The following is an 18,411-nucleotide window of genomic DNA, read 5'->3' as shown; positions in this document are numbered from 1 at the left end:
ACATCCTGCACCGACGACGCCGCACAGCACAGGAACGGCGTGCGACCGGCCGTGCGACGGATCGTGCAGGCATCTCCCAGGCCACCTGGCCTGCCTGCGTTGTTACGATCGGGGAGGGGCAAGGGCGCTTCCACCCGACGAAGCCCGCCCGCCCCGCGAGGAGGCCGCACGTGACGGACACCGCGACGACGGATGCCGCGACCGAACCGGCCGGTGAGCTGACGCCCGAGAGCTTCGCCCGCACGACCGAAGCGATCCTGGCCTCGGTGCACGGGGTCATCGACGGCAAGCCGGAGGCGATCAAGAGCGCCCTGGTGTGCCTGCTCGCTGAAGGGCACCTGCTCATCGAGGACGTCCCCGGCGTCGGCAAGACCATGCTCGCCCGCGCGCTGGCGGCCTCCGTGGACGCCACGGTCCGGCGCATCCAGTTCACCCCCGATCTGCTGCCGGGCGACGTCACCGGCGTCAGCGTCTTCAACCCGGTCGAGCGCGAGTTCGAGTTCAAGCGCGGCGCGATCTTCGCGAACATCGTGATCGCCGACGAGATCAACCGCTCCTCACCCAAGACCCAGTCGGCGCTGCTCGAGGCGATGGAGGAGCGACAGGTCACCGTCGACGGTCTCACCCACCGTCTGCCCGACCCGTTCCTCGTCGTCGCCACGCAGAATCCGCTCGAGATGGAGGGCACCTACGCCCTGCCGGAAGCGCAGCGCGACCGCTTCATGATGCGCATCTCGATGGGCTACCCCGATGCGCGCGCCGAAGCGAACATGCTGCGTCAGCGCGAGAAGGTCAATCCCCTCGATGCCGTCACGCCCGTCGTGACCGCGCAACGGGTCCTCGACCTCATCGCCTTCGCGCGCGACGTGCACGTCGCGCCCGCCATCGAGGACTACGCCGTGGCACTCGCCCACGCGACCCGTACGAACGCCGATCTGCGGCTGGGCGCGAGTCCTCGGGCCACGCTGCAATTGGTGCGGGCCGCCAAGGTATGGGCCGCGCTCGAGGGCCGTGGTTTCGTGATCCCCGACGACATCACCCAGCAGCTCGCGCCGGTGCTCGCCCATCGTCTGATCCCGTCGCGCTCGAGCGGCGGCGCGCGCGCACGAAGCACGGCCGACGCGATCACCGCGATCCTCGACCGCATCGCCGCCTCGGTGCGCGTGCCCATCGCCGCGCGCCAGTGAGCCGACCATGAGACGCCTGTGGCCGCTGACCGTCCGCGGCACGGGTGCGCTCGTTCTCGCTGCGGCGTGCTTCATCGCGGCGAGCGAGCTCGGCGTGATCGAACTCATGTACTTCGGGATGCTGTTGGTCGCCGTGGTCGCGACGAGCCTGGCGTCCCTCTACTTCGCCCGGCGCATCGACACCGTTTCGCGCGTACTGCGCCCCGAGGTCGCGACGGTCGGCCGCGAGAGCTCCGTGATCGTGCAGGTGGGCGTGCGCACGGCGGTGCCGACGCCGCCCGGTCGCTGGCACGACACCCTTCCGTCCGCGCTCCGAGGACGGGCCGACGGCGTCTTCCCCGCTCTCGGCTCGGGCCTGCGCGGCGTCGAGCGCCTCGTCGAGCTGCACTACGCCGTGACGGGTACGCAGCGTGGCGTGCACACGATCGGTCCGCTCGCGCTGCGGCAGGTCGATCCCTTCGGCCTCGCCCGGCGCAGCATCTCCTTCGGCGAGCGCTCAGCGGTCACGGTCGCTCCGGCGGTGGTCGACCTGCCGTCTCTCGCCGAGTACGCGGGTGCGACCGGTGGGCTGCTGCAGGCGACCATCCACCAGCTCGGCCAAGGCGCCGACAACCTCGTCGCACGCCCCTACGTGCCCGGCGACTCCCGCCGCCGCATCCACTGGAGGGCCACTGCCCACCGCGACGAGCTCATGGTGCGTCAGGAGGAGCAGGAGTCCACGCCGGAGGCATCCGTGGTGCTCGACCGCGGCGCACTGCGCTACTCGCCCGATGCGATGTCCGCCCCCGGTGTCGACCCCGGCTTCGAGGCGGCCGTGTCGGCCTGCGTGTCGGCGGTCGCCCGACTCGTCGGCGACGGGTACGCCGTCGAGGTGATCGACTCGGACGGCACCGTGCTCGCCGAGCGCATCGATGCCGGTGACACGACCGAGGTCGAGGGCGTCGTCGCGCAGTTCGCGACCGTGACCGCACGCGGCGACGACCATCTCGCACGCGTCGGTCGCCTGTTCGCCGGCGTGATGACCGGCCCGGTCGTGGTGATCACCGGCCGCCTCGACGTGCAGGACGCGACGGCACTGGCCCCCGTCGCGCACCACAGCGCACTGCCGTTGCTGCTGGCGGTCGCGCCGCGCGAGGATGCGCTCGCCCAGCTCGGGGCCTACGGATGGCGCACCGCCCGGATCGGCGCCGACACCGACCTCGCCGCCGCATGGGCGGGCGCCGTCGACCGGGAGAACGCCCATGTCGCCTGATCGGCGCGAGCGCACCGTCGTGCGTGCCGGGTCGCCCGACACCCGCCCGGGCCGCCGCGGCGGCGAAGTGCTGCTCACCGTCGGCGTGCTCATCGCCGTCCTCATCGCACTGCTTCCGCTGATGCGGGTGATGGCGCCGGGCGTCTGGTTGCTCGGCGCGCCGATGCTCGCCGTGCTCGTGCTCGGCGCCGGCTTCGCCGCGCGCAGATTCCGGCTGCCGGCACTGGCGGTCAGCCTCATCGAGATCGCGGTGTGGGTCGTCTTCATGACGGTCGTCTTCCTGCGTGACACCGCGTGGGCCGGGTTCGTCCCCACTCTCGACGCTCTGCGCGCCGTGCCGCGCATCATCGCGACCGCGATGAATGAGATCGCGGTCGGTGTCGCGCCGATGGAGGCGCGCTCCGCGCTCATCTTCCTGATCGTCGGCGCGACGGGGCTGCTCGCCATCGTGATCGATCACGTCGTCATCACGGCACGGATGCCGCTGCTGGCCGCCGTCGCCCTGATACCGGTGTCGCTCATCCCCGCCCTCGTGGTGCCCGCCGCCGTGGACGTGCTCGCGTTCGTGCTCCTGGCGGTGTCGATCCTCTTCCTGCTGCGCGCAGAGACCCGTTCGCGCGAACTGTCGGCGACGCCTGCCGACGACGAGGACTCCGCCGAGCCCGCACGCACCGCCGGGGTTCCCGCGACCGCCGTCGGCATCGCGGCGATCGGTGTCGTCCTCGCACTCGTCGTGACCCCGATGCTCCCCCAGCCGATCGCACGGTCGGGGCCCGCCGGCTTCGGCATCGGTCTCGGGATCGATGCGACTCTTCAGCTCGGCAACGACCTGCGCAGGCCGGGCGAGAGCGTGGTGCTCACCGTGCGCAGCGACGCGCCAAGCCCGCCGTACCTGCGCGCGACGACGCTGTCGACGTTCGACGGAGCGGTGTGGGAACCCGACCGCAAGCGCTCCGTCACCCTCGGCCCGGTGTCGGGTTTCGGTCCGGTTTCTGTCGACGACGACATCCGCATGGTCGAGTACCGCACCACCGTCGAGATCCTGAATCTCTCCTCACCGTGGCTGCCCGTCGCCTACCCCGCCATCGGTGTCGAGGGTCTCGACGGCGAGTGGGCCGCCGTGCCGTTCAACCGCACCGTGATCAGCCGTGCCGGCAGCACGCAGGGACAGACCTACGAGGTCATCACCCACGTTCCGCGGCCCACCCGCGAGCAGGCTCGGGCCGCGGATGCCGGCGGCCCGACGCTCCGTGACGAGACGACGGGACTGCCCGACGACCTGCCCCCGATCATCGCGGAACTCGCGGCCGAGATCACCGCAGGCACGACCACCGATTACGACGCTCTGATCGCGCTGCAGACGTGGTTCCGCTCGCCCGAGTTCCGCTACTCGCTCGATGCCCCCGTCGAGGATGGCTTCGACGGCACCGGGGCCGAGGCCGTCGCGCAGTTCCTCGACCAGCGCGAGGGGTATTGCGTGCACTACGCGTCGGCGTTCGCACTCATGGCGCGCACGCTCGGGATGCCGTCGCGCATCGTCGTCGGCTATCTTCCCGGCACGTCGACGACCGACGTCGTCGACGGCGAGACCGTGCATGAGGTGTCGAGCAGGCAGCTGCACTCGTGGCCCGAGGTCTTCTTCTACGGGATCGGCTGGATCGGCTTCGAGCCGACCAATGGCCTGGGCGCGCCCACGAACTTCACGCCCGCGACGCAGCTCCCAGGCGACATCCCCGACGAGCAGAGCGCAACCCCCGAACCCACAGACAGCCCCAGCCCGACCGCGAGCGTGAACCCCCAGGATGCCGATACGCCTGACGCGGGACCGGTCACCGGACCCGCCGTCATCGGCGCCAATCCGCTGCCGACCGTGACGGTGCTGCTGGGGCTGGCGCTGCTGCTCGCGCTGCCGGCGATCTGGCGCGAGGTGCGCCGCCGGTCGCTGCTGACCGCCGCGCGCGACGGAGATTCGGCGGCGGCATGGACGACGGTGCAAGAGGCGGCGATCGACCTCGGCGTCGCGGTGCCGCCCGGCGAGACCCCGCGCGCTTTCGCCGCGCGACTGGTGGCCGAGCACGATGCGCCCGCAGCGGCGATGGAGACCCTGGCGAGCGCCATCGAACGAGCCAGCTACGCGCCGCCTCGCGTTCGCGACTACTGGCACGGCGACGAGGTGGCGGATGCCGCGGCATCCGCCCGCAACGCGCTGCTGGCCGCCGCTCCGCCGTCACGCCGCGTGCTCGCGCTGCTCGCCCCGCGGTCGCTCGTGGTGAGGCCCGGCAGCGCGTACGCGTCGGCGCGCGTGAGCTGAACCCCGTCGAGCTGCCTGCTGATCGGGCGTCCCCCGACGAACAGGTAGACTGTCCGGCGGCCCTCAGGGGCCCTGGAGGATTCGCCTAGTGGCCTATGGCGCACGCTTGGAAAGCGTGTTGGGTGCAAGCCCTCAGGGGTTCGAATCCCCTATCCTCCGCCGATCGTCCTGAGTCGCGTCATCGTTTACGAGCGATGCGCGGCTCTGGACTTTTCGTGGGCTCGGGTGTTGGTGTTGCCGACGATGGACGGTGACGCCTCGACCGGCTTCACGGAGTCACTGATCGTCTCGCCCGCCTGCAGCGACACCCGGGTAGTAGCTCACGGAGGCTTGCGTCAGCGCCAGGTATCCGTTCTCACGGGTCGTTCAGGGAACGTGGAGGAACCGTCCAGGCCGCCTCGCCAGAGTGGAGGCTTCGTGTGCCTGCGTCCGGCGGCCACGACATCGCCGAGTCGATCGAGACTCCGAACGGAACCCCACACACTTCATGCGCAACGTCTCCACATCGAATCCTGCCCGCCGCACCCGTCGTCTCGAAGCCACCCGCCGAAGCCGGCGACGGGCCATCGCCCTCACCAGCGGCGCCGCCGCGCTGCTGGTCGTGACGGGCGTCAGCGCGACGACGCCGACGTCGCAGGCTCAGGCATCCGGCACCCTCGCAGACTTCGCGCTCGTGTCGTACTCGATGCCCGCACAGCCCGCTGACCACGCCGACGACTCAACCCTGATCTACGTCGAGCTCGAGTCGGCGCTGAGCGACGCGCATGACGCGATCGCCGCAGCGGAGCGGATCGACGACGACATCGACGAGTCCGGCTTGGACATCGGAACCTCTGAGACCACGGTCGACACCACGCAACTCGCAACGGCGGCCGCGCGCCTCGCCGAGGCCGGCACGGTGCCCGCGACCCTCGCGCCGACGCTCACCGAGGACCTCGAAACCCTCACCGCATCCGTGACCGGTGAGGTCGATGCGCTCGTCGAGGCGCTCGACGCGGCTGAGAAGCGCAAGGCCGAAGAGGAACGCAAAGCCGCCGAGGCCGCGCGACAGGCCGAAGAGGCTGCCGCGGCTGCGGCCGCGGCAGCGGCAGCAGCGTCGCAGCCGGCCTCGAGCGCGCCTCAGCCCGTCACGTCGGGCGGCGGGGGCGCCAGCCCCGCCGAGGCACAGTCGATCGCGAGCGGCATGCTCGGTGGCTACGGCTGGGGCCAGGACCAGTTCGGATGCCTCGTGTCCCTGTGGAACAAGGAGTCGGGCTGGAATTACCAGGCCTACAACCCGTCCAGCGGCGCGTTCGGCATCCCGCAGGCTCTTCCCGGCAGCAAGATGGCCTCGGCCGGCGCCGACTGGCAGACCAGCGCCCGCACCCAGATCGCGTGGGGACTCGGCTACATCTCAGCGCGCTACGGATCGCCGTGCGGCGCGTGGTCGCACTCGCAGTCGTACGGCTGGTACTGACACCGGCTGACCGACTTCCCTCGGAACACCCGCACGACGACCGCGACTGTTCGGTGCGACTGCGCTACACATAGCAGGAGCGCTCGCACCGAACAGGCGCGGTCGCGCGCATCGAGACCGAGCGGAGACGAACGATGACACGGACCTGGACTCCTCTGGCGATCACCTACCTGGTCCTCTCGCTCGTCGGCCTGGTGGCGACCGCGGCGCTCAACGTGTGGTCGGTCGTCGTCGCGCGCGACTGGTTCGCCGATCTGTTCGCGGGCGGCCCGGCGGTCGGCTCGATCGGCGTCGATCTGCTCGTGGTCGCCGTGGCCGGCAGCATCCTGATCATCGTCGAAGCGCGCCGAATCGGGATGCGGCACGCCTGGCTGTTCATCGTGCTCTCGGGGGTCACCGCCTTCGCCTTCACGTTCCCTCTCTTCCTCGCGCTGCGCGAGCGGCGCATCGCCGAGAACTCACACCCCACTCCCAGGCTGGCGGGACCAAATGGGCGGTGACGCGCGTTTCACCTGGTGACGTCGCAGCCGGCGGCGTCGAGAGTTGTTCACAGACGACGAGGAGACCACATCATGAGCGGCGAGATCACTCGGACCCCGAACACCGAGACGGCCGTGCTGGCCGGCGGATGCTTCTGGGGCATGCAGGACCTCATTCGCAAGCAGCCGGGCGTGCTCGAGACCCGCGTGGGCTACACGGGCGGAAGCAACGCGAACGCGACGTACGGATACCACCCCGGGCACGCCGAGGCGGTCGAGATCGTCTTCGACCCGACGGCGACGACGTACCGCGACATCCTGGCGTTCTTCTTCCAGATCCACGACCCGAGCACGCTCAACCGCCAGGGCAACGACATCGGGTCGAGCTACCGGTCGGCGATCTTCCCCGTCACCGACGAGCAGGAGCGCGTGGCGCGCGAGACCATCGCCGACGTCGACGCCTCGGGGCTGTGGCCGGCGAAGGCGGTCACCACGATCGAGCCGCTCGGCCCCTTCTGGGAGGCCGAGCCCGAGCACCAGGACTACCTGGTGAAGTACCCGAACGGGTACACCTGCCACTTCCCCCGCGCCGGCTGGGTGCTGCCCACGCGCGGCGCCACGGCTGTCTGATCCTCCACGGGGCGGCGGAACACCCGCCGCCCCGTTACCGTTGCAACCGAGATGCAGCGATTCGGAACCCTTTCGTTCGGCCATTACGGCCCCCTCGGCGGCGGTCTCGAGCTGAGCGCCGCCGACTCCATGCTCCAGGCCATCGACCTCGCACAGGGCATGGACGAGCTCGGCGTGAACGGCGTCGCGTTCCGGGTGCACCATTTCGCGCGTCAGCAGTCGGCTCCCCTGCCGCTGCTGGCGGCGATCGCGGCCCGCACCGAGCGCATCGAGGTGGGCACGGGCGTGATCGACATGAGGTACGAGAATCCGCTGTACCTCGCCGAGGAGGCGGCATCCGTCGACCTCATCTCGGGAGGCCGTCTGGCGCTGGGCGTGAGCCGCGGCTCACCCGAGACCGTCGTCCGTGGCTATGAGGCGTTCGGCTACACGGGATCGCAGGATCCGCGTGGTGCCGACATCGCGCGCGAGCACTTCGCGCTGTTCCTGCGCGCGATCGAGGGTGAGGGCCTCGCCGAGCGCGACCCCACGTCGCCCTTCGGCGGAGGTCACGGGATGCAGCGCATCGAGCCGCACTCCCCAGGGCTCCGCTCACGTGTGTGGTGGGGCGCGGGCAACCGCGACTCCGCGGAATGGGCAGGACGCATCGGGGTCAATCTGATGTCGTCGACGCTCGTGACCGAGGCGAAGAGCGGGATGCCGTTCGACGAGCTCCAGGCCGAGCAGATCGACGTGTTCCGCTCCGCGTGGCGAGAGGCGGGGCACGCCGGCGACGCGCGAGTGTCGGTGAGTCGGTCGATCATCCCGATCACGACCGCGCAGGAGCAGATGTACTTCGGCGGACGCCAGGACGGAGACCAGGTCGGGATCATCGACGGCATCCGCTCGACCTTCGGGAAGACGTACGCGGCCGAACCCGACGTGCTCGTCGAGCAGCTGCGTCAGGATGCCGCGATCGCCAGCGCGGACACCCTGATGATCACGATCCCGAGCCAGCTGGGCGTCGAGTTCAACCTGCGCATCGTCGAGTCCTTCGCTCGGCACGTCGCCCCGTCGCTCGGATGGGAGAGCACGCGGGCCTGATCCGCGATGCCGGTCAGCCGGGGCAGGACTCGTACGCCGCCCGGCTGATGTCGACGTGCAGGCGCGCGTGGCCGGCATACTCGTGTGCCTCGTCGAGCGACCCCGACTCAAGCGTCAGCGTCGCCCAGCCGACGACGCGCTGCGGGTGGCTGGGCAGCGTCGGCATCGTGTTGTTCCCCGGCGACCAGGCGGCGAGCGTGTCGGCGAACACGTCCCACCGCCGCTGCGGGTCGTCCCACGACCCGCCCAGCACGTCGCGTTCGACGCAGTCGTTGAGCGGCGGCTGCGCGAGACCGGGCTCGCCGCCCAGGCCGGGCAGCAGCCCCGCCTCCGTCGCACCCGCGACCGTGCCGTCGCCGTCGCCGTCGCCGTAGTCCGGTCCCCCCGGGCCCTCGATGAGGTTGCGCGCGTCCTCTGCCGAGCGCTGCGCACTCTCGAGGTCGCCGGCCGCCTGCCACGCCGAGACGGCTGCATCGATGGCGTCGAGCCGCTGGGCGACCTCCGCGGGCACATCCGCCCCGTCGCCGGTCGACCCGCCCGGGGCGCAACCGGCCAGGAGCAGGGCCGCCGCGACAGGGGCGACGATCCGCGGCATCCGTCGGCTCGGCATCCCGTCAGCCTATGTCGGCCGCCGAAGCGGTTCGTCGGATGCCTCATCAGCAGCATCCGTCGACACGTCGAAACGGCGCCCCGACGCGATCTGCTCGGCGACGCGGCGCAGCGACAGCAGCAGGGGTTCGACGAGCACCGAACCGAGCACGACGTAGCGGACCGCGTCCTCGGGCGAGCCGAGCGGGACACCCGCCAGCTCGGCAGTCGCCATCCGCTCGACGGCGTCGAGGTACACGTCCATCGTCTCATCGGGCACCGTGAAGCCGGCGCGGTCGAGGTTCTGCAGCGCTCGGGCGACGCCGGCGACGACATCGGCGTCGCACGCCCCCTCGGTCCACCCCATGCGGGCGAGCAGCGCCTCGGCGGCGGCGAGGTCGAGTTCGCCCTCGACATGCGGCAGCACCGCCGCGTGAGCGGCGCCGAGCAGGTCGTGCGGCGACGCGGGCGGGTCGTCGAGGGCGGCGAGGACCGCACGGGCGTCGGCGATGCTCACGCCGGAGTCGAGCAGTGCGCGAATCACCCCGAGTCGCCGCTCGTGGCGCTCGTCGTAGTCGGCTTGCGTCGCCGACGAACGTGCGCCCTCCGGAAGCAGGCCCTCACGCAGGTAGTACTTGATCGACGCGACGGACACGCCCGATCGGTCCGAGAGCTCCGAGATCCGCATGACCCCTCCTTGACTTTCGATAGTAGCGCTATCTAATCTAGATAGCAGCACTATCGAGAGGATGAATCATGAGTGCGGTCATCACGGGTCGTATGACCCACCGCCACGAGGGCGACCTCGTCGTGTTCCACATCGGCATGCAGATCAACCGCTGGTGGCGGCCCGACCTCTGGTTCCCCGCCTTCGCGGCGATGCCCGGCATGCTGCGCGAGCTCAGCGTCGATCCCGACTCGGGTCTGCTCGGCCACCAGCTGCTGTTCGGCAGGGGCGGGCCGTACGTCGTGCAGTTCTGGGACTCGACCGAGAAGCTCTACGCGTACGCGTCGAATCCCGCACAACGGCATCGGCCCGCCTGGGCGAGATTCGACCGAGCAGCGCGGAAGGCACCGGGTGCCGTCGGCATCTGGCACGAGACCTACGTCGTCGCTCGCGCCGAGAGCATGTACGTCTCCACACCGCGTATGGGGCTCGCCGCAGCGACCGATCTCATTCCCGTGCAGAGCCGTCACGATCGCGCACAGGCACGTCTCGAGGACGGTCGCACGCGGGTGTGACGGTCACAGCCCGGTGATCCCGACGCCGAGCCAGTCGGCGAGGTCGCGGATCTCGGCCCCCACCAGCTCGGTCTCGTCGGGCTCGAACGGCAGGAACTCGTGGATGGCGTTGACCTGCAGGGTCTCGCGAGCGCGATCGATCTCGGCATCGAGCATCCCGATGAACCGATCGCCGAGCAGGATCGGGTGCGCGAAGTAGCCGTAGACGCGCTGCGCCTTCGGCTTGAACTGCTCGAGCACATACTCGAAGCCGAACACCTCGACGAGGCGCTGACGGTCGAACAGCAAGGTGTCGTACGGGTTGAGGAACGCGACCCGGCCGCCGGCGTCGTCGTCGAGCGCGGCCAACGCTTCAGGGTCGACGCGCAGCTTGCGGGCGCTGCCTTCAACCACCGCGGGTTCGCCGCTGTCCTTCCCCACCCCCGTCCAGTACCAGTGAGGACGCGCGAGGCCGGCGGCCTGCAGCTTCCGCTCTCCGAGGAGCCGGGCCGCCTCGGCGTCGTCGTACTCGAGCAGATCGGCCGGATAGACGCGCTCGGCCAGATCCCACCGGCGGTGGCGGCCCTCGCGTCCGACGACGGCGACCTCGCCCTGGCGCATCAGGAAGTCGAGCATGATCGGCACCTGGTTCGAACCCGACCAGCCATCGGGAGCGCGGTGCACCTGCGCCGTGTCGGGAATGTCGCCGGTCAGCAGCGGCCCCTCGGCACGCAGCCGCGCGAGCACATCGGCCCGGAAGCGGGCGTTCGCGTCGAGCCACTGCCGGGTCTTCTCGCGTTCGGGCCACCGGCGCATCGCCGGCAGCATGAGCGGCAGCAGACTGATCGGGCGGAAGGCCCCGTCGAACTCGAAGAGAAGGCGGTCGACCTCGACCGCCTTCTGCAGCTGCCCGGGCTCGTACGACCAGCCGATGCGCGACCACGGCACCGTCTGCTCGCACGGCGCGATCGTCGCCGTCGGGTCGATCTTGATGTAGGTCAGCTGCTCGGCGACCTCGACGACGTCGCCGGGCCGGTCGGCATCGAGCAGCTGCGCCCGCACGATCAGCCGCCGAGCCTGGTCGGGAGTGAGCCGGTGGGTCATCCTGCCGAGCGTAACTCCTGCAATTCGGGCCGGACTCCCCCGATTCCGGCCGATTTCGGGGTGTTTGCGGCCGAATTGCAGGAGTTGGGCACGCGGTCGCGGCGGCCGCGCGCGCAGAACTCCACGGATCCGGCCGTCCCAGACGGCGGCAGGGCCCCAGCCCCCGTACGCCGCGCCGGACCCGTGGAGTTCTGCCGGCCGGCTACACCGCGCGGGCCGCGGCGAACCGCCCCTCGGGGTCGAACCGGAGCTTGAGCTCGCGCAGCCGGTCGAGCGAGGCCCCGTACCCCTGCGCCGGGTCGACCCCGCCGCCGTCGATGAAGGTGAGCGCCAAGGCGTCGACCTGCCATGGTGCGAACGACGCGACCGCCGCTTGCACTACGGCCCCCGCGGGGGCCAGCGCCTCAGGCACCGGCGCAAGGGCGACCGCGTGCAGCAGGAACTCGCCGTCCAGTGCTGAGACCGCTCCCCCGCCCTCGGCCGGTCGCGTGGCGGCTCCGCCGAGATGGCGCAGTTCGAGGAAGAACACGCCGGGCAGAGCGGATGCCTCCAGGAAGGCCGCGACCGCCTCGTCCGGCAGCGATCCCAGCATCGCGTGCGCGGTGAGCGCCGGCGTCGGATCGGGCGGATCCATGTGGACGGCGACGAGGCCGGCCGACGGGATGCGGGCGAACGTGTCCATCTCGGGATCGAGTGCGCGCAGCGGCGCGAGCAGGTCCGTCGCCGCGGCATCCGACTCGAGGATCGCGCCGTCGATCACGACGAGGTCGCGTCCGCTGAGGAAGGGCGGCAGATCGGGGATCGGCGGAAAATGCATGACCCGCAGCGTGGTGGTCGCCGACTCCGGCGCCGTGGTCGTCCACGCGGCGTAGGCGGGCACCACCTCGGCGGCACGCGAGGCGTCCCACAGCAGCATGCCGGCGTAGACATCGGCCAGGGGCATCAGATCGATCTCGAGCGAGACGACCACGCCGAACGAGCCCGCGCCGCCGCGGACCGCCCAGAACAGGTCCGGGTTCTCGTCGGCGCTGGCCCGCACGAGCGAGCCGTCGGCGGTGACGACCTGCACGGCGCGCACGCTGTTGACGGCCAGCCCCTTCTCGCGCACGTAGAACGAGAGCCCGCCCGACAGCGCGTAGCCCGCAACCGACACGCCGCCGCTGCTGCCGTGCAGCGCGGTGAGGCCATGAGGGGCGGCGGCGGCGAGCACGTCGTCCCACACCGAGCCGCCGAGCACGCGCGCGCTCCGGGTGCCGACGTCGACGGTGACCCCGCGCAGTCCCACGAGGGAGACGAGCACGCAGTCGGAGAGGTCGGTGTCGGCGAGTGCAGCCGCTCCGTGGCCGGTCGACTGCGGCGCGATCCGCAGGCCGGCGTCGACGGCCGCGCGCACGATCTGCACGACGTCTTCGGCCGATTCCGGGCGGGCGACGGCGGCAGGCCGTTGATCGACGGCGGTGTTCCACGGCATGCGCGCCTGGTCGTACTCGGCGTCGTCGGGCAGCACCACGAGGTCGCCGAGCCGCTCGCGCAGGGTCTGCGCCGGGTCGGTGGTGAGATGGCTGGTCATGGGTGACATCCGTTCTGTGAGCGAGGGAGGGATGAGACCAGGATCGACCCGACCACTCCCCCGACACCATCCCAGGTGAGCGGGCATTTCCGGCATCCCAGAAACCTGGGATACCGCTCGCTGGCCGGCCGGGGCACACTGGAGGCATGGCCACCGCGCTGCAACTGGGGCGTGCGCGCAGCGACATCGACGTGATGTCGCGTGCCGGACTGCCTCTGAACCAGTTCATGGACGAGGCTGCCGCCGCACTCGACGGCGTCGTGCCCGCCGTCGCCGGGTGCCTTTCGACCCTCGACCCGGCGACGGGCATCGTCTCGAGCACACGCAAGCGCGGGGATCTCGACGGTCGCAACGACGGGGACATCACCTGGGCCCACATCGAGTACGGCGAGGACGACCCCACGGCGATGATGAGCATGATCAGCGGCGGGGTCGTCGCCGTCGGTGTGCGGGTCAGCACCGACGGCGCCGTCGACAGGTCGATCCGGCTCGCCGACTTCCTCATGCCCCGCTTCGATTACCACGATGAGGCGCGCGTCGTCTTCTCAGACCGCTCGGGTGCGTGGGGTTCGCTGTGCCTGTTCCGCGGATCGGACGACGAGCCGTTCTCGCAGGCCGAAGTCGACTTCCTGGCAGAGGTCGCGCCGATGGTGACGCGCGGGATCCGGGTCGGGCTGCTCGCCCACCACAGCGCGGGAGACGCCGCCACCGCCGCCGGTCCCGCGGTGATCATCGTCGACGCGGAAGACCGGATCGTGCAGCAGAGCGGCGGCGCGACGACCCTGCTGTCGGGCATGGGGAATGTTCCCAACGCCGGCGACCCGCTCGCCGTCGTGTACTCGCTGGTCACCGGCGCGCGCCGGTACGCGGCCGGACGCGCGACCACGGCGCCGCGGGTGCGTCTGCGCGCGATGGACGGCACCTGGTTGGTCATGCACGCGACCCCCTTGACGGGCACCGGCGACCGGGCCGGCGACGTCGTCGTCGCCATCGAGCAGGCGCGTCCGCAGGAGGTCATCCGGCTGGTCGCCGACGCGTTCGGCCTGACATCCCGTGAGCGCGACGTCATCGCCATGGTGCTGCGCGGGGCCGACACCAAGCAGATCGCGACGTCGATGAATGTCTCGCCGTACACCGTGCAGGACCATCTCAAGTCGATCTTCGAGAAGGCCGGTGTGACCAGCCGCCGCGAACTGGTCTCGCGGGTCTACGCCGACCAGTACGCACCTCGCTGGGGTGCCGACGTCGGCCCCGATGGATGGTTCGCCGCCTAGACCGAGAGTCCGGTGTGCGTGGCGCGCGGCCCCATCCGGTTGCGAGAGGGCAACGCACACCCTCTGACGCGGCGGCATCTCGGCACGGCGGCCGACGCGTGCCGAACTCCTGAAATACCGCCCGCTTCCTGCCGACACGCCGTCGGCCGACGGCGATTGAGACGGAGACTCAGGAGTTGGGTCCGCCGGTTACCGGCGCCGCCCGCCACGGCCCCGCACTCCACAGCGCCCACGCGACAAGCGCCGGCTGCACGAAGAGCCGGATGAACCGGGCGCGGTCGGTGCGCAGCAGCGGGGCCGACCGGCCCGACCGCCACTGATGGACGTTGCCGGGGAAGACCGCGACGAAGAACGCCGCCGCCGCCGCTCCGACCGTGCGCCGGTCGCGCGGCAGCGCCGCGAGTGCTCCGCCGAGCATGATCTCGACAACGCCGGATGCCACCACGATCGCGTCCTTGTCGAGTCCGGTCGCCTTCGGCGCCCATTCGGGTACGGCGACCCGGAACCCGCGCCGCGCCCAGAACAGGTGCGAGAGCCCCATGAAGACCAGCCCGGCGGCGAGCAGGATCCGGCTGCCGACACGGATGACCTGCAGAGGTGACCGCCGTGCTGACATCACGTCAGTCTCGCACGCAAGCCAGAACCACCGGATGCCCCTCTTGTCAAGCCACGACCGAACGCGGTCCTCGCCGCTTACGCTCACTGCAGCGCGGGACCTCTCCGCGCGGAAGACCGAGGTGCACATGGGCGTCCAGACGGCGATGGACGAGGTGCTCGGCGCACCCACGATCGTGCAGGCGCTGCGCGCCGCCGACGACGTCGCGTTCGAGGCCGGGCGCGACCCGGGTGTGCGCACACTGCGGGTGCTGTCGACAGCTCTGGCGGGCGCCGACGACATCGCTGCGATCGCCGCAGTGCATGCACTCGCTGAGATGCTCGACGAAGAAGCGCTGCGCACGCTGGTCTCCCTGCTGTCGGATCGCCGCGCGTTCATCCGCGAGCATGCAGCATGGGCACTGGCGCAGAGTCTTCCCCGCCCCGATGCCGTCGCACGGCTGATCGGCATGGTGGCCGCGGGCGGGTTCACCGGCATGCTCGCGCAGCACACGATCGAGAAGTGGTCGATCGCCACGGCCGAGACGCTCGCGGTCTCGCTCGAGTCGACGCTGCTGACGGTGACGGATGCCCCGACCCGCGCGGCCGTGATCGAGACGCTGGGTCTCGTGCACCACCCGATCGCAACGCGATTGCTGCGCGGCTTCGCGGTCGACGAGAACGAGCCGGATGCCGCACGAGAGGCCGCCGTCTCCGCCCTCGGGCAGCGACGGGACGACGCCGCCGTGGCGGCGGACCTCGAGAAGCTCGTCGCGGGCGACGGGCGCCTTGCGGACGTCGCCCGGCTCGCGCTGCTCGACCTCGACCTCGACCCCGCTCCCCCCGCCCACGGCCGCGCAGACGGGCTCACCGTCGCCCAGCTCTTCCTGCACGCCGACATCGACCGGTCGCTGTCGGCGGCCGGTGCCGGAGACAACGGTGGCATCGCCACCCTGCTCGTGCGCCTCGGCGACGCGTTGACGACGGATGCCTCGGGCGCGGTCTGCCGCGTCCTCACACTCTCGCGGGGGTCGCTCGACCAGAGCGCCGAGGACCTGCTCCAGCTGGCGGGCACCGCCGACGGCCACCTCTACGCCCACGTACCGCTCGCCGCCGAGCCGGTGTCGTCGGCGGCGGCCTGGCCGTTGCGTGTGGCGGCGCGTCGCGGCATCCGCCGTGCGCTGCGCGCCGCGGGCGGCGTCGACGTGCTGCACCTGCGCATGGCCGACGTCGGAAGCCTCGCCGCGGCCGACGTCGCCCGCGAGCTCGGCATCCCCACCGTCTTCACGGTCGCACCTGACCCGCACAGCGTGATCCAGTCGCTGCAGGATGCCGGAAGCCTGACGCGCGAGGGGTTCGGCGAGACCGATCTGCGGGAGCACTTCTGGTTCCGCGCACGGCTGGTGCAGACACTCGCGGCGTCGGCGTCGCACAGCGTGCTGTTTCCTCGACCGGACCTCGCGCGCGACATGCGCGAGCTCGTCGGCATCGACATCAAGAGCCACAGCGAGCGCCACACCGCGGTGGCCGAGGGCGTCGACCTGGTGGTCATCGACCGGGCCGTCTCCGACGCGCGATCCGCGGCCGCAGCGGTCGACGGTGCCGGCCAAGGCGACCCCGCCCTCGCCGCACTCACCGCGCACCTCGAGGGGCTCGCACCCGAGCGACGCGGGCTTCCCCTCCTGGTCACCGTCGGCCGAATGCACCGGGTGAAGGGCATGGCGACCCTCGTCGACGCGTGGTCCCGCTCGCCGTTGAGCGAGCGGGCGAACCTGCTGATCGTCGGCGGCGATCTCGCCGCTCCATCGCACGACGAGCGCGCTCAGTTCGACCTCATCGAGCGGGTCGTTCCCACGCCGGAGCGCGCCCGCCGGGGACTCATCGTCGCCGGCCACCAGCCGAACGACATCGCCGCGCGCTGGATCGCCGCCGCCCGGTTCGGCCTGCCCGGACTGGCCGCCCCCGGCGGCGTATACGTCTGCGCGAGCATCAAGGAGGAGTTCGGCTTGGCCGTGCTCGAGGCGATGGCCACCGGTCTCGTGGTCGTCGCGCCCGACGGAGGAGGCCCCGCCACCTACGTGGACGACGGCGACACCGGGTTCCTGACGGCCACGTGGGATCGCGAGCGGTTGGCCGAAGCGATCGCAGAGGCACTCGACCGCGCCCGTGCCGGAGACGAAGCCCTCGCCGAGCGAGCGCGCGAGGTCGTGGCATCCCGCTTCACGATCCAGGCGATGGCCGAGACGCTCGCGCCGATCTACGGCTCGGTCGTCGCGCAAGAGGCCGAGTTCATCGAGGCCACGAGGATCGCCGCGTGACCCTGCTCGTCATCAGCCCCGACTACGCGTCACACCTGCTGCCGCTGGCGACCCTCGCGACGGCGTGGCACGACGCGGGAGAGCGCGTCGTGGTCGCGACGGGCACGGCGACCGCGCCGATCGTGGCGGGATTCGGGTTCGAGCGCGTCGATCTGCCACTCGGTCGCGGTGCGAACGCCGGAGTGATGCGCACCAAGGAGCAGGATGCCGCAGAGGCGGCGTCGCTGGACCGGTTCTTCGCCGCCACGCACGAGGGTATGGTCCCGACGCTCGCCTATCAGGCGGGCGAGCGGCTCACCGACCTCATGTGGCAGCCGGTCGACCGCGCACGCGCGACCCTGGAGGTCATCGACCGGGTCGCACCCGACGCGATCCTCGTCGACCATCTCGCCTTCAGTGCGCGCCTCGCCCTGCACACCGCCGGGATCGACTACGGCGACGTCGTGCTCGGGCATCCGTCGGCGCTTCCGGTGGCCGGCGAGGTCTACGGCTATCCGCCGGCGTGGCCGCGTGCGTTCGACCCGCGGCCGGATGACCTCGCCGACCTGCACCGGCTGTGTCTCGAGGTATCGGAGGCGTTCGCGCTGCAGTGGAACTCGGCTGCGCGCGTGCTCGACTCAGCATCCGTCGACGTCGACGACGCCTTCGCCGTGCACGGCGAGCGTGTGCTGTACAACTATCCTCGGCTGCTCCTCGGGGCAGACGAGCGAATGCTGCCGCGCCACGTGCTGCTCGGATCGACCACGCGCGACGAGCCGGCCGATGCCGATCTCGAGGCCTTCCTGCGCGATGAGACACCCTTCGTGTACGTGAGCTTCGGCAGCTTCCTGTCGGTGCGCGGCGACGTGCTCGCGCGCGTCGCGACGGCCATCAGACGGACGGGCATGCGTGCGGCGATCGCGACCGGGTCGACGCCTGCCGCCGCACTCGGCGACCTGCCGGCGGGCTGGCTGGTGCGCGAGTACCTGCCGCAGGTGCGGCTGCTCGAGCACGCCGCCGTCGCGGTCACGCACGGCGGCAACAACTCGGTCACCGAAGCGGTCGGCCAGGGTGTGCCGATGCTCGTGCTGCCGTTCTCGACCGACCAGTTCGCCGGGGCGGCCGCGATCGAGCGGGTCGGTGCCGGCCTGGCGCTGGCACCCAACACGGCGACGAGCGGAGAGATCGAAGAGGCGGTCGCCGCGCTCGCCGATCCCGGCTGGCCGGGGCGCACCGCGCTCGAGATCGAAGCGGCGGCGCAGGCCGAGCGGCCCGGACCGGTGCTCGCCTATGCGACGCTCTCCTCGGGGCCGGTGGCGACCGCCTCGTCGGCGGTGCAGCTGCCGGCCGGGTGAGCCGCCGACG

Annotated in this window: 16 protein-coding genes and 1 tRNA gene; 12 read left to right on the top strand and 5 right to left on the bottom strand. The window is 71.3% G+C overall.

All coding sequences use genetic code 11. From position 1 onward, the window contains the following. The first annotated feature begins 170 nt into the window (after nucleotides 1–170). From ABD663_RS14955 to ABD663_RS14920, 8 genes are all read left to right on the top strand, one after another. On the top strand, nucleotides 171–1,187 hold the full coding sequence (locus ABD663_RS14955; RefSeq protein WP_425561787.1) for an AAA family ATPase: 1,017 nt from the start codon (nucleotides 171–173) through the stop codon (nucleotides 1,185–1,187). Between the two features lie 7 nt (nucleotides 1,188–1,194). Then, nucleotides 1,195–2,439, top strand: coding sequence for a DUF58 domain-containing protein (locus ABD663_RS14950; RefSeq protein WP_344739925.1), 1,245 nt, complete (start codon nucleotides 1,195–1,197; stop codon nucleotides 2,437–2,439). Next, the gene (locus ABD663_RS14945) at nucleotides 2,429–4,750 is read left to right on the top strand and encodes a transglutaminase TgpA family protein (protein ID WP_344739923.1); all 2,322 of its coding nucleotides are present in this window, start codon (nucleotides 2,429–2,431) and stop codon (nucleotides 4,748–4,750) included. Before ABD663_RS14950 ends, ABD663_RS14945 begins: the two co-directional genes overlap by 11 nt. A 74-nt stretch (nucleotides 4,751–4,824) precedes the next feature. Beyond that, nucleotides 4,825–4,909, top strand: a tRNA-Ser gene (locus tag ABD663_RS14940). Between the two features lie 328 nt (nucleotides 4,910–5,237). Next, complete coding sequence (locus tag ABD663_RS14935) at nucleotides 5,238–6,206, top strand: aggregation-promoting factor C-terminal-like domain-containing protein (RefSeq protein ID WP_344739921.1); 969 nt, start codon at nucleotides 5,238–5,240, stop codon at nucleotides 6,204–6,206. 134 nt (nucleotides 6,207–6,340) lie between these two features. Beyond that, on the top strand, nucleotides 6,341–6,706 hold the full coding sequence (locus ABD663_RS14930) for a DUF2834 domain-containing protein (RefSeq protein WP_344739919.1): 366 nt from the start codon (nucleotides 6,341–6,343) through the stop codon (nucleotides 6,704–6,706). A 72-nt stretch (nucleotides 6,707–6,778) separates the two neighbouring features. Next, nucleotides 6,779–7,315 (top strand): peptide-methionine (S)-S-oxide reductase MsrA, encoded by a 537-nt coding sequence (gene msrA / locus ABD663_RS14925; protein ID WP_344739917.1) that lies wholly within the window; start codon nucleotides 6,779–6,781, stop codon nucleotides 7,313–7,315. A 51-nt stretch (nucleotides 7,316–7,366) separates the two neighbouring features. Continuing rightward, nucleotides 7,367–8,398: an LLM class flavin-dependent oxidoreductase gene (locus ABD663_RS14920; protein ID WP_344739915.1), complete on the top strand. Its 1,032-nt coding sequence runs from the start codon at nucleotides 7,367–7,369 to the stop codon at nucleotides 8,396–8,398. A gap of 13 nt (nucleotides 8,399–8,411) precedes the next feature. Here the strand turns inward: ABD663_RS14920 and ABD663_RS14915 are convergent, their stop codons facing one another. Continuing rightward, a complete protein-coding gene (locus tag ABD663_RS14915; RefSeq protein ID WP_344739912.1) occupies nucleotides 8,412–9,008 on the bottom strand; it encodes a hypothetical protein in 597 nt (198 codons plus the stop codon). Nucleotides 9,009–9,017: 9 nt separating this feature from the next. Further along, nucleotides 9,018–9,674: a MerR family transcriptional regulator gene (locus ABD663_RS14910; RefSeq protein WP_344739910.1), complete on the bottom strand. Its 657-nt coding sequence runs from the start codon at nucleotides 9,672–9,674 to the stop codon at nucleotides 9,018–9,020. A 68-nt stretch (nucleotides 9,675–9,742) separates the two neighbouring features. On the opposite strand from ABD663_RS14910, the gene ABD663_RS14905 reads away from it, so the two are divergent. Further along, nucleotides 9,743–10,228: a DUF4188 domain-containing protein gene (locus ABD663_RS14905; RefSeq protein ID WP_344739908.1), complete on the top strand. Its 486-nt coding sequence runs from the start codon at nucleotides 9,743–9,745 to the stop codon at nucleotides 10,226–10,228. A gap of 3 nt (nucleotides 10,229–10,231) precedes the next feature. Here the strand turns inward: ABD663_RS14905 and ABD663_RS14900 are convergent, their stop codons facing one another. Next, nucleotides 10,232–11,311, bottom strand: coding sequence for a DNA glycosylase AlkZ-like family protein (locus ABD663_RS14900; RefSeq protein ID WP_344739906.1), 1,080 nt, complete (start codon nucleotides 11,309–11,311; stop codon nucleotides 10,232–10,234). Nucleotides 11,312–11,513: 202 nt separating this feature from the next. Continuing rightward, a complete protein-coding gene (locus tag ABD663_RS14895) occupies nucleotides 11,514–12,881 on the bottom strand; it encodes an FAD-binding oxidoreductase (protein ID WP_344739904.1) in 1,368 nt (455 codons plus the stop codon). A gap of 146 nt (nucleotides 12,882–13,027) precedes the next feature. On the opposite strand from ABD663_RS14895, the gene ABD663_RS14890 reads away from it, so the two are divergent. Then, nucleotides 13,028–14,155 carry a helix-turn-helix transcriptional regulator gene (locus ABD663_RS14890; RefSeq protein WP_344739902.1) on the top strand — a complete coding sequence of 376 codons (1,128 nt, stop codon included), beginning with the start codon at nucleotides 13,028–13,030 and terminating at the stop codon, nucleotides 14,153–14,155. A gap of 169 nt (nucleotides 14,156–14,324) precedes the next feature. Here ABD663_RS14890 and ABD663_RS14885 read toward each other — a convergent pair whose 3' ends face one another. Further along, the gene (locus tag ABD663_RS14885; RefSeq protein WP_344739900.1) at nucleotides 14,325–14,771 is read right to left on the bottom strand and encodes a DoxX family protein; all 447 of its coding nucleotides are present in this window, start codon (nucleotides 14,769–14,771) and stop codon (nucleotides 14,325–14,327) included. 127 nt (nucleotides 14,772–14,898) lie between these two features. Here ABD663_RS14885 and ABD663_RS14880 point away from each other — a divergent pair, with 127 nt between their 5' ends. Both ABD663_RS14880 and ABD663_RS14875 read left to right on the top strand, forming a co-directional pair. After that, a complete protein-coding gene (locus ABD663_RS14880) occupies nucleotides 14,899–17,067 on the top strand; it encodes a glycosyltransferase (RefSeq protein ID WP_344739898.1) in 2,169 nt (722 codons plus the stop codon). Beyond that, the gene (locus ABD663_RS14875; protein ID WP_344739896.1) at nucleotides 17,064–18,401 is read left to right on the top strand and encodes a nucleotide disphospho-sugar-binding domain-containing protein; all 1,338 of its coding nucleotides are present in this window, start codon (nucleotides 17,064–17,066) and stop codon (nucleotides 18,399–18,401) included. Before ABD663_RS14880 ends, ABD663_RS14875 begins: the two co-directional genes overlap by 4 nt. The last annotated feature ends 10 nt before the right edge of the window (nucleotides 18,402–18,411 follow it).

Origin of the sequence: Microbacterium awajiense (genome assembly GCF_039536545.1) — a bacterium.
Taxonomy (GTDB): Bacteria; Actinomycetota; Actinomycetes; order Actinomycetales; family Microbacteriaceae; genus Microbacterium; species Microbacterium awajiense.
Note: the sequence above shows the minus strand (reverse complement) of the source record. Positions and strands in the feature narration are given on the sequence as shown.

Bases quoted from the DNA above. Each gene is read 5' to 3' on its own strand.
- ABD663_RS14950 (WP_344739925.1), top strand. From the start codon at position 1,195: ATGAGACGCCTGTGGCCGCTGACCGTCCGCGGCACGGGTGCGCTCGTT.
- ABD663_RS14945 (WP_344739923.1), top strand. From the start codon at position 2,429: ATGTCGCCTGATCGGCGCGAGCGCACCGTCGTGCGTGCCGGGTCGCCC.
- ABD663_RS14935 (WP_344739921.1), top strand. From the start codon at position 5,238: ATGCGCAACGTCTCCACATCGAATCCTGCCCGCCGCACCCGTCGTCTC.
- ABD663_RS14930 (WP_344739919.1), top strand. From the start codon at position 6,341: ATGACACGGACCTGGACTCCTCTGGCGATCACCTACCTGGTCCTCTCG.
- msrA (WP_344739917.1), top strand. From the start codon at position 6,779: ATGAGCGGCGAGATCACTCGGACCCCGAACACCGAGACGGCCGTGCTG.
- ABD663_RS14920 (WP_344739915.1), top strand. From the start codon at position 7,367: ATGCAGCGATTCGGAACCCTTTCGTTCGGCCATTACGGCCCCCTCGGC.
- ABD663_RS14915 (WP_344739912.1), bottom strand. From the start codon at position 9,008: ATGCCGAGCCGACGGATGCCGCGGATCGTCGCCCCTGTCGCGGCGGCC.
- ABD663_RS14910 (WP_344739910.1), bottom strand. From the start codon at position 9,674: ATGCGGATCTCGGAGCTCTCGGACCGATCGGGCGTGTCCGTCGCGTCG.
- ABD663_RS14905 (WP_344739908.1), top strand. From the start codon at position 9,743: ATGAGTGCGGTCATCACGGGTCGTATGACCCACCGCCACGAGGGCGAC.
- ABD663_RS14900 (WP_344739906.1), bottom strand. From the start codon at position 11,311: ATGACCCACCGGCTCACTCCCGACCAGGCTCGGCGGCTGATCGTGCGG.
- ABD663_RS14895 (WP_344739904.1), bottom strand. From the start codon at position 12,881: ATGACCAGCCATCTCACCACCGACCCGGCGCAGACCCTGCGCGAGCGG.
- ABD663_RS14890 (WP_344739902.1), top strand. From the start codon at position 13,028: ATGGCCACCGCGCTGCAACTGGGGCGTGCGCGCAGCGACATCGACGTG.
- ABD663_RS14885 (WP_344739900.1), bottom strand. From the start codon at position 14,771: ATGTCAGCACGGCGGTCACCTCTGCAGGTCATCCGTGTCGGCAGCCGG.
- ABD663_RS14880 (WP_344739898.1), top strand. From the start codon at position 14,899: ATGGGCGTCCAGACGGCGATGGACGAGGTGCTCGGCGCACCCACGATC.